Raw genomic sequence first — 13972 nt, 5'->3', positions numbered from 1 at the left:
TATTATATTAATTTTAAAGGATCGGGGTGAATATATGCATAGTCTAAAAGTGCTTTACTCTTAGCATTAGATATTATCTTATATTTTATAGTTTCTTGGGTGATAAAATTAGGAGGGGTAAGACCTATTTTGGTTGCTGCAAGAGTATAGAAGTCTTTTCTCAAAGGGTGTCGGTCTGAGCAGCCGTTTATGATTTCCCCCCATGCATCTTTTTCTATAACCGCATTGATTAATCCTATACAATCATCTCTATGGATTACATTTATCGGGGCATCTCCATTTTGTACATTTTTTTTATTAGCAAGAAACCTACCAGGTAAACGATCATAACCTATAAGCCCTGACAGTCGAATGATCGTTAGGCGATCTTCAAATAGCTTTTTTAATAATAGCTCAACTGCTATAATAGCCTTGCCAGATTCTTTCTCGGGAGCAGCCAATAACGTCTCAGAAACTTCTCCATTAGTGTTTTGATATACAGAAGTAGAGCTAATAAAAATTATTTTTTGCGTTTTAGAAATAAAAGGGAGAATACTCTGTATTTGCTCTTGATAAACTTCTATAATATTAGGAATACGTCTAGGAGGAAAATTAATGATAATAATTTCACTTCCTGATACAAAATCTATGTATTCTTTTTTTGAGGAGTCTCCTAGAGTCAAAAGATAGGGGGAGATCCCTTTTTCTCTCAACGTTTCTATTTTACTGTTTGTAGTGGTAGATCCTTTTATATGATCTCCCTTAGTAATACGATCAATAGCTAAAGGTAATCCTAGCCATCCACAGCCTAATATGCTTATGTTTTTATACTTCTTCACTTACTTTTATATGATCTGGTGACATGGATAGATAAATAGTAAGAATATGATTCCAGGTAGTAATATCTTCTTCTTTTATCCATAGTGTAACCAGGTGTTTTCCTTTTTTATTTTTTAGGCGTATTGCCTTGGTAAAGATAGTAGTTTTTTTAAGCCAAATGACTTCTGCTATACTTACTTTACGATCAGCTATTTCATGAGAAATATCTTTGGGTATACCTGCAATGGTTAACCTTAATTGAAGTTCATTTCCATTAATTTTTACTTCATAATCATCTGTGTAATCTACTTGGTGGGATGATTTTATTTCAATTATATCAGCATCATAGGGTTGTACAGAAATTGGTTTAGGGTCATGAAACAAATACTGAAATAGGGGATACAAATGTTGATCAGAAGCAAATGATCTGGCTACCAAAACTTCGCCTAATATAGGATCTGTTTTTTGTTTAAACACCACAGGCGTTATACTTCTTTCATTTTCTGTAGCTACATTAGACCATCCTTCTCTGTATAAAAGATATTCATCAACGGGTTGTTTTTTTTCTAGATGTGATTTTATAATAGATACAGCTTTGTCGGGAGTCAGGTTTTTATACCAAAAATTGCCTGGTTGTATAATCCAGGTGGGTGCATCTTCACATCTACCATTGCATCTTGTCTTTATGGTATGCGTTGTATCCCAAAGACCATTATTACGAAGATATCCTCTTGCTTCTCGAATAGCAATTTCACTCTTTGCTTTGCGACAAGAACCTCCATCACAAAATTGAAAAGTGGTATCTACTTTACTCAGTTTTTTCCCCATGGTTATAAGAAATTGATGGTGGTTAAAACTGAATTGAAATTATGAAAATGCCCCATATCCATGGGTGTCACAGCATGATAGCTATAATTGATATCATCTTTGGCTATTTTGGGATAAGTGTTGACTAGTGAAAAAGCAAATAAGCCACACAAAATCATTACACCACAAAACATATTTTTTTTCATTTAAAAACCTAAGTTATGTGGGAAAAGTTATAGAGATAAAAAGAATCTTTTCTAGATAAAAATAAGATCCTTAGTTATATCTAACTCTTTACCCGAGAGTTATTGTAATATCTAGATTAATGGCAGGTCTCCTGACTTTACATAATTATAATCACCTTCCCATAATTTTAATACAGTGGTATATTGATTACAATTTTTGAATATGTATTACAGTTGCGGGAACAGTTTTGGATTTTCACCAAATTCCCTTTTCATCTTTTATTTCTAAAAGAACCATAAAATCAGTAGCGAAGATACTTTTTTTTGCTCTAACAAGCAGATGGATTTACATATTCCTGATAGTCATGTTATTTTGATAGATTTTTTAAGTTATTTTTTTTATGAAAAAGGAGTGGTTTTAAACTCATGCCTTACTTAACTATTTTGTGTTTCAATTTTTTTGAAGATTTAAATCAATTTATATAAATCTTTTTTGTTTCAATTTTATTATCAATGTCTACTCTTATTATATAGGTTCCTTTTGAAAAATGTTGGGAAGGTATCTCAATTATATTATATCCTTGAGTAAGGTTTTTGTCTTTTCTTAAAACACTAATCCCTTGTATTGTATAGATTTCTATAGATGCTTTGTTATCAGTATTAAGATGGACTCCTAATTTAATTTTATCTCCTTGTTTGACAGGATTATAATCGTTGTAAAGCGTATATTTCTCATTACTAACCGAGGTTAATGATGGATTTATCGTTTTACTGGTGGTAGGAGAATCGAGAGGATTAGTATCTGATGGATTGCCGTAGGCTTCAAACTCTATAATGTGTACACCAATATTGGCAGAGTTATAGTTCATATTAACTCTTAGGTAACGTGCAGGCAAATTGTCTATGTTAAATGTGTTTCCATGGTTTGTTGCAGGGATAGTATTATCATTAAAATCTATGATTTTATTCCAGTTGATATTATCTATTGATGCTTCAACGTCATATTTGTAATATCTTGTTCCGTCATAATAATTAGTTATAATAATTTTATTTATATCATAAATGCCTTCTAGATCTACCTTCCACCATTGAGAATGTGGGTTTGCACCCCACCAGTTATTTAAATCATAATTATTATCCACTGCATTAGAACTTGGGTGACCCGATTCGTGACTTGATGCACTTGTGGATTTGTTTAGAGCTAAGTTAGAAGGAGCGGTAATTGAACTTAGATCACCATAGGCTTCGAATTCTATAATATGAACACCAATATTGGCTGAATTATAGTTCATATTAACTCTTAGGTAACGGGCAGATGGATTGTTAACGTTAAATGTGTTTCCTAGATTAGTTGCGGGATTGGTGTTATCATTAAAATCTACGATTTTACTCCAGTTAACCCCATCCATAGATGCTTCAATATCATATTTGTAATACCTGGTTCCATCATAATAATTGGTTACAACTATTTTATTTATATCAAAGTTGTCTTCTAGGTCTACCATCCACCATTGAGAGTGTGGGTTTGCACCCCACCAGTTATTTAAATCATAATTGTTATCTACTGCATTAGAACTTGGGTGACCAGTTTCGTGACTTGATGAACTTGTGGGTTTATTCAAAGCTATGTTAGAGTCTAATTCTGGGGGAGATATGGTTCTAAAGTATTGTTTTCCTATCCAAGCGTTATGACCAGAATCCCATGTGCTAGAATGAAAATTGTCTGAAATCCCCGAAGTCGTTACGGCCCAGGTGCCAACACTTACCATATAATCTTCATTAAATACATTTTGCTCTTTCGTATTTGTATGGTATTCTGTAAAGAGATTCATAGTAACACTATTAATGTTTTTGGCAAGATCTTGTATGATTAGCGAAGAATATATATGATCAGAGTGATCGTTTGGATTTATAGTAGAATTATTATCTGCAATATTAAAAGTAATAGGAGTATTAATAGAAGATTCTAGTTCTACTATAGATTGGATTGTTGTTTTTAAATCTGTAAGAGAAGTATATGTAGTACTGTTATCAATAGCAGAAATATTTGTTATAGAACCATTATATAATTTCTGCAAGCTAGTATTATTGTGTATACCATATCCTGATCCATTAGGTCTCCCATCTGGTAGTCTAAGAAAGTAAGCAATTACATTTCTATATGAAAATCTAAGGATTTGATGCCCGTTTATAGTAACTATAGATTGGCTCATATTTGCTCCCAAACCTGCACCAGAAGTAAAGGTGTTGGACATGAACCTAATCGCTCTAAGGCTCCCTTCTTCTCTTGCTAAATAATAGTTATTGTTTCCAATACCCGCTCCGGCGTCTCCAGCTGTAGTGTGTAAAAAAATAGTTTTATTATTGTTCTTTACGCTGTTATACGCGTTTGGATTCATAAATAACTGCCAGTCATCAGGATGTGCCGTTACATACACATCTGTAGAATTCTGAGAATTTACTTTTGAAGAAAGAGATAAAACAATTAGTGTAAGAATAATTAGATTTAAAGTACTTTTCATGATTGCCCCTTGATTTGTAGTTGTCTGTAACAATATAATGCAATATTATTGGATGTCTATTAATCCAACGCAACCAAGTGCTAGTTTTTCCGTCTAAGAATAAACATTCTAATTTAGGTAATCATGAAAATACTATTTATAAAATTCATTATAATTATTGTTCTAGGGTCTACTTTTACAAATTGTAATAAAGGTGATGACGAATCTTCTACCGCTTCAAAAGAACAAGTTATTGTTGATCCAAACGACTATAATATTGCACCAACTGATAATTTAACCATAAACAGTATGAAAATTGAAGGTCATATTTTGAAGATTAACTATAGTTCTAGTGGTTGTTCTGGAGATTCCTGGGTAATAAAATTGATTGATTCGGGAACAGTTTTTGAATCTGATCCGCCACGAAGAGATTTGGTGCTTTCTTTGAAAAATAAGGAGATGTGCGAAGCTTACATTACCAAAGAAATAAGCTTTGATATCTCAAAATTACAAGTTGAGGGTAATCGTGTGAAACTATATATTACCAATACTAAGGACGAAATACTATATCAATACTAGGTCGTTTGTTTAAGTAAATTACATATTTCTAAAAAGTTACTTGGTTGGATTTATAAGGCGATTAGAGAAGTAATATCAGTAATCTACGCTAAGAAAAGAACGATAAAGACTATTCAAAAAAATAAAAAAAACAATTCTTCTTATGAGTAGTAATTTTTTTTAGGATATAAATTTTGAATAGTATTATAAAAATCACCAGAAAAACTCGTTTTTTGGTGATTTTTCTTTGTTTTAAGGGTTATTTACGTGCTTAATGGCTATTTTGTGTAGTTATTACTGACACTTCAGTGTAAGTGAATATCTACAGAGAAATCATGCCCGAATTGATATATTTTAGTGTTATTTGTAAGTGTATTACTATCTTTAGGGGTAAGGAAGCAATACATCAAAGCCTTGAAGAATGGGGCTTCAAGGCTTTTTTTTATTATCCTTTTTTTGCTTTGTATATTTATTACTTTAATCAAGTATGGTTTTTGAAAAGAGAATATACAGTTTAACATTGGTACACGAACTCTTCCTTATTGTGATTTTGTAAAGTTTCAAAAGCATTTATAACACCTGTATTAAGATCACAAGAAAGTTTTTGAAAATGGATTTTGCGAATATGTGACGATCCAATATGGCAGAACTCAATGCCTTAACAGAGTGAAAATTATAGATAATCTTCAGATGAAAACAAAGATATTCATATATATCTTGTGTTTATTTATTAAACCATTGGCAGCTCAGGTTGCTAATAGAGTGAGTCTCGATAGCATAAGAAAAATTATAAAAAAATCTGAAGAGTTAGTTATAAAACCATCAGAAAAAGAAAGAAATAAAGCGGTGCATCTTTTGGAACTTGCAGAGAGTTTAGCTGAAACTATTGATAATCCTGTGTTTAAAATAGAAGTGAATAGAAAGATGATGGATTACTTTCACTGGAATAAGGATACTATAAAGGCTAAAGAGTATTTAGCTAAGAATTTAGAAATTATCAAGAAAACAAATAACAAAAGACAGCTAGGATTCTATTATGAAGATTTGGGAGTATATAAAAATGTTCAAGGAAACAAAGAAGAAGCGTATCGCTCTTATCTTGTTGCAGAACAGCTCTTACGGAAATATGGAGAGACCAAAGATAATATTGATATTAATTATAATCTTAGTTCTCAAAATGTAAAAAGACAACAGTGGGATAAGTCTGTAAAGTATGCTTTAAAATCTTTAGCTGCTATAGAAGAAGCAAAGGTTAATCAGAATAGAAAAAAGTATCTATACTTGTTTTTGGCTGAGAGTTATACAAACTTAGGACAATATAAAGAAGCAAAAAAATGTTTTCAGGCCATAGAAAAGGAAAAGCCTTCTTATGCTTCCGACTTATACTTTAATTCATTAATGTTTTCTAAAAAAGGGTTGTTTTTTAAGAAACAAGGAAACAATAAAGAAGCAGTTGTTTATTATGGTCAAGCCTATGAGAATTTGATAAAGAGTTATTCTCTAAAAATGCAAGAAGTAAGTACATCCCTTACTTTATCTAATAAATTAAACCTAGAACAGGAGGAGAATAAACGAATTAGGATAGAAAATAAACTAAAAACAGAAGAAATAAAGAATGATAAATATATCATGCTCTTTGGTACTATAATTATTTTGGCATTGATAATAATTAGTGTGTTACTATACAAAAAATCTAAGTTTAAAACCAAGGTTAATCGTTTGTTAAAAGAAAATTATAAAAAATTAGTAGAGGCAAATAGAGAAACTGATAAAGCTTTAAAAGTCAAATCTAATTTTTTGGATTCGGTAACTCATGAGCTTTTAACTCCTCTTAATACAATAAGAGGAACAAACTTTTTAATGCAAAAAGAAAAGCTATCTAATGATCAGATTAATCGTACAAAATTAATCGATTTATCTGCAGATCATTTGTTGAATCTAATTAACGATGTTATTCATCTTAATGATTTAGGAAAAGAAAAATTTGATTTTAAAACTGAAAATTTTGACCTAAAATCGTTGCTGAATAACCTAATTGATTCATCACTAGAACTCAAGAATAATAACAGTGAGGTTTACAGAGAAATAGATACAGCTATCCCCGATGTATTAAAAGGGGATGTGTTGAGAGTTTCTCAAATTTTTACAAAAATATTTGATAATGCACTAAAATTTACAAAAGATGGGGATGTTTATGTCGCTGCAATTTTAATTTCTAAAACAAAAAACAATGCAAAAATTGAATTTTCGATAAAGGATACAGGAATTGGGATGACAGAGGAGCAAGTCAATAGAGCTTTTGAAGCATTTAATCAAGGGTCAGTTAATATTAATAGAGAATACGGAGGTACGGGGTTAGGGCTGTCTCTTGTGAAAAAAATGCTACTAACATTAGGAAGTGATATTGTTTTGAAATCCAAAATAGGAAAAGGTACTTTGGTTTCTTTTGTTATAAATTTTGAAATACCTAAACCTCAACAAATTGCTCAACATGTCGATTCTGTAAATGACTCTAATCCTTTAAAGAATGAAGCCAATGTTTTACTGGTAGAGGATAATAAAGTAAATCAACTGATCACAAAAAAAATAATTTCTAATTATGGTTTTTATTGTGATTCTGCTTATGATGGCACAGAAGCAGTAAAAATGGTTAGAGAAAATAAATATTCGATGGTGTTAATGGATATTATGATGCCAAAGATGGATGGTTTTGAAGCTACAACTATTATAAGAGAGTTCAATACTATGATACCTATTGTTGCGTTAACTACATTATCAGAAAAATTGAATAAAAAGAGGTTTAATGAAGTAGGTATCGTTAAAGTTTTAAATAAGCCTGTAAACCCAGAACAGTTACATCAAACTCTGGTAGATTATTGTTTGTCTTAATACTGATGTATGGTATGTAAAAAAGATTATGAGATAAAAGATTTTATAAAATCAACACGTTCTTCCAGGGTAGTTTTTGGAAGTAATTCTATACTAAAATTTAAACTTTCATATACTTCAGTAAGATATTGATGAATATGTACCGCTTCTGGATAGGACTGTAAGCGTTGAGGATCAGTAGTGTAAATTTCTTTCCATGGGGGTAATAAAAACACGGTAGGTGCGTAGTACTTTTTGTAAGAAAAATCTAGCAGATGTTTTGGTATCACATAATCTTTGGATTTTAGATATGCCATAATATCGGGCAATCCACGATCAGAAAATGAGTTTTTTTCTACAGGAAGCTGTAGTTCTTCAATGGTGTGTAGGTATACTAAATGGGCAAATCCAGAAAGATCAGCCCAAGGAGTTTTATTACTTTTTTTCTGCTGTTGTTCTATGATTATTTTTCTTGAAACTTCGGCAAAACATAAGTAATTGTTTTCTTGTAAAGCATTGATTAAACTTGTTTTTCCAGTACCTGGCGCTCCTGTAATAATGTATCTTTTATGCATTATATATAGTAATAAACGGTACAGATTAGGAGTATAAAAATAAGGGTGACCTTTTGATTGATTCTTGCTACTGTTTTTATTTCATTATCCTTTAAAACTCTATCTGTTTCTCCTATATATGGCTTGTCGACTAACTTGCCATGGTAATAATTTGGTCCACCAAATTTGCAATCCAAAATTGCAGCTAATGCTGCTTCTGGATATCCGGCATTAGGGCTAGAGTGTTGCTTCCCGTACTTTATTACAAAAGGGATTTTGTGAAGTTTTAAGGTAACTAATAACATTAGCAAGGCGGTAATCCTAGCTGGGATGTAATTGGCAACATCATCTAATTTGGCAGCAAATCTTCCGAATTCTTTATACCTCTTGTTTTTATATCCGATCATTGAGTCCAATGTATTAATCATTTTATAACTCATTGCCCCAGTAATGCCAAATAGGGCATAATAAAAAAGTGGAGCAATTACTCCATCACTTAGGTTTTCGGATAGTGTTTCAAAAACAGCCGTCTTTATTTGTTGAGAATTTAATTGATCGGTTTCTCTCCCAACAATCCATGCTAATCGTTTTCTGCCAGATTCTATTCCTTTTTGTAGTGCTTCGAAAACAGCTTTTCCTTCTGATATCAAACTTTTGTTAGCCAATGCATAAAAAACAAATATTGATGTAAAAGTGTAATATAGAACGGTGTATGGAGCAAATAGAGTGGTTGCTATATAAAAAAATAAGATGGTAATGACTAGTAAGATTATAGTAAGAATCCTACCTTTTTGAAATGCAAAGGGAGGAACGTTTAATTGTTCTTCGCCATATTGTATTGCGTTACCATACAAACGTATGGGATGAGGTAGCCATCTGGGATCCCCAAATATTAAATCAAGAATATATCCAATTAGTAAAGGAATAATTACTGTAGTGTACTCCATTGTTGTAAAGCATTAATCAATAATTCATTTTTATCTCTACTCTGACAGGCAATACGAATATAATGACCATCCAATCCTCTAAAATTTGAAGCATCTCTAATGAGAAGATGATGTGTGTGTACGAGATAATCTTTTAAAATTGAAGCTTTTGGAGTGTCTAATTTTACCAAAAAATAATTTGTTTCAGAGTAAATGACTGTAAAACCATCTATTGCATTAATCTGTTGTTGTAACTTAGAGCAGTATTCAAGAAGTACTGCCATATTGGGGCGAATAATTTTATAATTATTAAATATGTATTTCCCTGCTTCGATAGCCATCGTATTAACGCTCCATGGCATTTTTGACTGTTGTAGTTCTTTACCAATTTTTGCGTTGCATAAAATATACCCTAGTCTCAATCCCGGGATAGAAAAAAGTTTAGTTAACGATTTTACAATAATAAGATTTGTAAAGGCATCTAAAAGAGAAACACATGATGTGATTTTAAATGTAAAATCAATGTAAGCTTCGTCAATAATGAATGTAGTATCAGGAAAATCAGCTAATAATGTTTTTATCTCTGCAATCGTATTACTAATTCCATCTGGATTATTAGGGTTACACAAAAACACCAGATCATTATCAAAAGAGGTTTTGGTTACCTCGGCACGATTATAATAACGAATGCATATATCGTTACTTTTACAAGCGTCTTCATATTCAGAAAATGTAGGAATACCGATCGCAGCATTTTTACTCCTAAAAAGATGTGTAATATTATAAAATGCTTCTGTGGCTCCGTTGGTCATCAATACCTGAGAAGGTTGTAGCTGGTGATGATTAGCTACCATTTTTGTTAATACATCTGCATTTGGAGTAGGATAATTAGCAATATGAGTTAGTTGCTGCTTTAGGTGTGATACTATTTTTTCAGAAGTTCTTTCATACCATACATTAGAACTAAAATTGGCTTTAAATTTTATATTGTAACGATATGCATCATCACCGTGTCCATATATCATGATATCGTATGATTTTCAGAGATAATACTATTTACGTCAATGTTATCTTCTAACAAATCAGCTAATTTGTTATAATTTTTTTCTTTGTATGCTTGATAATCAAAGTACGTTTTTGCTTTAGTGAAACCTTTTAGAAGATCCTCAATGATAGGAGAATGATCTAAGATTCCATGAATATATGTCCCCCAACAATTTTCATGCATATATCCTTCTGGTTGTCCAGAGATATGATTAAGCGGTTTGTTTCTATCTATTGTAGTTTCTCCCATATGAATTTCATATCCTGTAAACGTTTCTAATGTGTTTTTAAATGTAAAACTACATTGTGTTGTTGTTTTTTCTGCAGTTAATTTGGTAGCTATTGGAAAAATACCTAATCCAGGAATGGTTTTAATATCGGTTTCTACTCCCAAAGGGTCTTCAATAGTTTTTCCTAACATTTGATAACCACCACAAATACCGATAATAGTTTTCTTGGACTCATATGCTTCTAATATTACCTTGGCAATTCCCTTTTCTCGAAGAAATACAAGATCTTGTATCGTATTCTTACTTCCGGGTAATATAATAATATCTGCATCAGAAATACTGTTAGGGTCATTAGAGTAAAAAACATGAGTTCTTGAGTCTTTTTCTAATACATTAAAATCTGTATAATTAGAAATGTAAGGAAGTAGTACAATTGCTATGTTTACCTGCCCATTTATTACTGATTGGCTTTTTTTTTGTAATCCTACAGAGTCTTCTTCTTCAATATAAATGTCTTTAGCATAAGGGATAACTCCTATAACAGGAACACCAGTTAGTTTTTCTAATATCTTTTTTCCTTCTTCAAATAGGGAAATATCTCCTCTGAATTTGTTAATTACGACTCCCTTGATCATCTTTTTTTCCCAAGGTTCGAGAAGGGCAATAGAACCATATACACTAGCAAAAACACCTCCTTTGTCGATGTCTGCTATAAGATAAACATCTGCGTCTGCTGCTTTTGCCATTCGCATATTTACAATATCTCTATGTTTTAGATTGAGTTCACTAATGCTTCCAGCACCTTCTAAGACTACAGGATTGTATATTTCCTGTAATCGCAAAAAAGCCATTTTTGCTTCTTCAAAAAGATGTTCCTTGTTATTTCCTAAAAAATATTCTTTGATAGTTTGATCACCTATAGGTTTCCCGTGTAAAACGATTTGTGACTTGTTTGCACCAGAAGGTTTTAACAAGATAGGGTTCATATCGGTAGAGCAATCAATCTTACATGCTTCTGCTTGTACTGCTTGCGCTCTTCCTATTTCTAACCCATCTGGAGTTACAAAACTATTAAGGGACATGTTTTGTGCCTTAAAAGGAGCAGGAGAATATCCTTTTCGCTTCAAGAGTCTACAAATACCAGTCACTAAAATGCTTTTTCCAACGTCTGAACCTGTCCCCACAAACATTATAGGGCGTAATTTTTTCATTCTTATATACTCAACGAATTGATTTCAAAATTAGTTAAATAATCTGGTATATAATCACATCCTTGTGTTGAGATTTTTCAATTCATTTTTGGTAGCTTGTAATAGTTTGTTTAATCTTCTTTTTTGTAATCTACATGTTGAATTTGAGATATCTTCTTTAGTTCGATACATTAGAGATTCACAGTATTTGATTTGATTTGCAACGGGAAGTTTTGAAATAACATTTTTGAATAGATGATCTAAATGGGACAACGATTTTGGGGTATTCTTACGAAATAGAAACATTTAATACATAATTTTAGCCTTGTTAGATATATTATATTTTAAGTAAACACCGACTATTTCTAAGTCTATCAAATTTCGTTCCCAATCCTATATAAAATCGTTAAAATTCTTATAAGAGTTGGTAAGGTTTGTGAACAGTTCTGATTTGTTTATTTTAAAGGAAAGATGATGCGTAATAATGAAGTCATGAAAGCAAGAGAAATAGAATTAATTAGTGTTAAATTGTTGTTTTAATACCATTTTCAATTCTAAAACGTTATTTTTAAAAGCCTTAACCTACATTTTTCCTAGTATTTGAATCATTATATCACAATTTTATTAACGTTTGAAGAAGAGTTTTCTAATTCAATATTCCAGAACATAATTGGGGTAGCAGTTACGGTGTTAATCGTTTCGATCTGCGTATATTATGTTTTACGATATTTAGAATCTATCTATGTGAAATATAATAAAAAACCATATTTCATACATTTTTATCCTTTTCCAAAAGAGTTACCTCTTCATTTACAGGTGTTTCTTGATGAAAATGATTTTTATAATACCCTTAATAAAAGAAGGAAAAAGTACTTTGGGCATAGGGCTGTACGTTTTCTGGAAGAAACTAATTTTGTGTCTAGAGAAGGACTGATGATCGACGATTTTATGCGTATGCAAATTACCATAATGATAACTCAACTTACCTTTGGAATGCGTCATTATCTGCTAGAATATTTAGACACCATTATTTTATACCCAACATCTTTCTATTCAATTTTAAATAAAACAGAGAATATAGGAGAGTTTAATCCAAGATCTAAAGCATTAGTTTTATCATGGAAAGATTTTCAAAAAGGTAATCTTCATCAGGATAAAGGAAAAAGTTTAGGTATCCACGAGATTACACATGCAATACACTATAACTCCATTAAGAATAATAATATTAGTTGCGAGATTTTTTATGATACATTTTTGTTGTTAGAACAATATTTGGGGTCCCTTGAGATAAGAGAAAAGATAGTAGAAACTAAAATATTGAGAGAATATGCTTACACTAATAAATTTGAATTTATTGCGGTATTGGTTGAAGTTTTTATGGAGTCGCCACAAGAATTAAAGGAAAAATTCCCAGAGATATACAATTATGTTGTACAGATGCTAAATTTTAGATATTTTGAAGACTAATTTGGTCGCTATTCTGAAGAATAACCTATATTTAGACTGTAAAAACAAATTTAATTTTATCGATATATAGATATGGAAGAATTTCAACAAATACTGCCCGTTAGTTCACTTACTGATGAAAAAAGAGTAGTATTCTATAAAAAGACTTATACACATCTTGCAATGGCTGTTTTACTTTTTGTTATTGTGGAATGGATATTTTTTCAGATAGAACCTTTAGTTAATTTTGCATTTTCCATGACTCAGGGCTGGAGATGGTTAGTGATGCTAGGTGGGTTTATGTTAGCAACTAATTACGCTGAGAAAATGGCACATAAAAACCATAATATTAACCAGCAATATTTAGGATTGTTATTGTATGTAGTAGCAGAGGCTTTTATTTTTATTCCACTAATTGGATATGCAATGATGATTGCAGAAAGTGGGGGTGTTAATATACTAAACCAAGCAGCAATTTTAACTTTATCCTTGTTTACAGGGCTTTCGGCAATTGTTCTAATCACTAAGAAGGATTTTTCATTTTTAAAATCAATGCTGACCATTGGTTTTTTTATTGCAATAGGATTAATTGTTGCAGGTATGATTTTCGGATTTAACTTGGGTCTATGGTTTAGTGTTGGTATGGTGGTGTTGGCCTCTGGATCCATATTATACCAAACCTCTAATATGGTACATAAATACTCTGAAGATCAATATGTGGGAGCATCACTTGGGTTGTTTGCATCATTGATGTTACTTTTTTGGTACATATTGAGTATTCTGTCCAGAGAATAAAACCAAATAATTGATATATAAATAAAAGCCAAACAACATCCTTGTTTGGCTTTTTTATGGATTTATGGTT

The 13972-nt window shown here is 31.4% G+C and carries 12 protein-coding genes and 1 riboswitch; of the genes, 4 read left to right on the top strand and 8 right to left on the bottom strand.

Translation table 11 applies throughout. The annotated features are described in order from the left end of the window. Positions 1-2: 2 nt before the first annotated feature. The 4 genes from C1X07_RS19630 to C1X07_RS19615 form a co-directional block, all read right to left on the bottom strand. Positions 3-818 (bottom strand): Rossmann-fold NAD(P)-binding domain-containing protein, encoded by an 816-nt coding sequence (locus C1X07_RS19630; RefSeq protein ID WP_103071741.1) that lies wholly within the window; start codon positions 816-818, stop codon positions 3-5. Then, positions 805-1626: a (2Fe-2S) ferredoxin domain-containing protein gene (locus tag C1X07_RS19625; RefSeq protein WP_103071740.1), complete on the bottom strand. Its 822-nt coding sequence runs from the start codon at positions 1624-1626 to the stop codon at positions 805-807. Before C1X07_RS19625 ends, C1X07_RS19630 begins: the two co-directional genes overlap by 14 nt. 2 nt (positions 1627-1628) lie before the next feature. After that, positions 1629-1811, bottom strand: a complete 183-nt coding sequence (locus tag C1X07_RS19620) for a hypothetical protein (RefSeq protein ID WP_103071739.1) — start codon at positions 1809-1811, stop codon at positions 1629-1631. Between the two features lie 104 nt (positions 1812-1915). Then, positions 1916-2104: riboswitch (cobalamin riboswitch) on the bottom strand. 159 nt (positions 2105-2263) lie between these two features. Beyond that, the gene (locus tag C1X07_RS19615; RefSeq protein WP_103071738.1) at positions 2264-4312 is read right to left on the bottom strand and encodes a discoidin domain-containing protein; all 2049 of its coding nucleotides are present in this window, start codon (positions 4310-4312) and stop codon (positions 2264-2266) included. Positions 4313-4435: 123 nt separating this feature from the next. Between C1X07_RS19615 and C1X07_RS19610 the strand changes: the two genes are divergently transcribed. Together C1X07_RS19610 and C1X07_RS19605 are read left to right on the top strand one after the other, a co-directional pair. After that, complete coding sequence (locus C1X07_RS19610) at positions 4436-4870, top strand: hypothetical protein (RefSeq protein ID WP_103071737.1); 435 nt, start codon at positions 4436-4438, stop codon at positions 4868-4870. A 669-nt stretch (positions 4871-5539) separates the two neighbouring features. Then, positions 5540-7738: a response regulator gene (locus C1X07_RS19605; RefSeq protein ID WP_103071736.1), complete on the top strand. Its 2199-nt coding sequence runs from the start codon at positions 5540-5542 to the stop codon at positions 7736-7738. A gap of 26 nt (positions 7739-7764) precedes the next feature. Here the strand turns inward: C1X07_RS19605 and C1X07_RS19600 are convergent, their stop codons facing one another. From C1X07_RS19600 to C1X07_RS19585, 4 genes are read right to left on the bottom strand one after another with little or no spacing between them, the layout of a single operon-like run. Continuing rightward, positions 7765-8292, bottom strand: coding sequence for an AAA family ATPase (locus C1X07_RS19600; RefSeq protein ID WP_103071735.1), 528 nt, complete (start codon positions 8290-8292; stop codon positions 7765-7767). Then, positions 8292-9218, bottom strand: a complete 927-nt coding sequence (gene cbiB / locus C1X07_RS19595; RefSeq protein ID WP_103071734.1) for an adenosylcobinamide-phosphate synthase CbiB — start codon at positions 9216-9218, stop codon at positions 8292-8294. The genes C1X07_RS19600 and cbiB overlap by 1 nt, the downstream gene beginning before the upstream one ends. Beyond that, positions 9200-10222 carry a pyridoxal phosphate-dependent aminotransferase gene (locus tag C1X07_RS19590; RefSeq protein WP_103071733.1) on the bottom strand — a complete coding sequence of 341 codons (1023 nt, stop codon included), beginning with the start codon at positions 10220-10222 and terminating at the stop codon, positions 9200-9202. The genes cbiB and C1X07_RS19590 overlap by 19 nt, the downstream gene beginning before the upstream one ends. Beyond that, on the bottom strand, positions 10219-11682 hold the full coding sequence (locus C1X07_RS19585; RefSeq protein WP_103071732.1) for a cobyric acid synthase: 1464 nt from the start codon (positions 11680-11682) through the stop codon (positions 10219-10221). Before C1X07_RS19585 ends, C1X07_RS19590 begins: the two co-directional genes overlap by 4 nt. Before the next feature lie 723 nt (positions 11683-12405). Between C1X07_RS19585 and C1X07_RS19580 the strand changes: the two genes are divergently transcribed. Together C1X07_RS19580 and C1X07_RS19575 are read left to right on the top strand one after the other, a co-directional pair. Continuing rightward, positions 12406-13128, top strand: a complete 723-nt coding sequence (locus C1X07_RS19580; RefSeq protein ID WP_164914205.1) for a zinc-dependent peptidase — start codon at positions 12406-12408, stop codon at positions 13126-13128. A gap of 72 nt (positions 13129-13200) precedes the next feature. After that, positions 13201-13902: a Bax inhibitor-1/YccA family protein gene (locus C1X07_RS19575; protein WP_103071730.1), complete on the top strand. Its 702-nt coding sequence runs from the start codon at positions 13201-13203 to the stop codon at positions 13900-13902. Positions 13903-13972 lie beyond the last annotated feature (70 nt).

The sequence above is a fragment of the Aquimarina sediminis genome (assembly GCF_002895435.1).
Lineage (GTDB): Bacteria > Bacteroidota > Bacteroidia > Flavobacteriales > Flavobacteriaceae > Aquimarina > Aquimarina sediminis.
The sequence above is the reverse complement of the archived record's forward strand: the minus strand, read 5'-3'. Positions and strand labels throughout refer to the sequence as shown.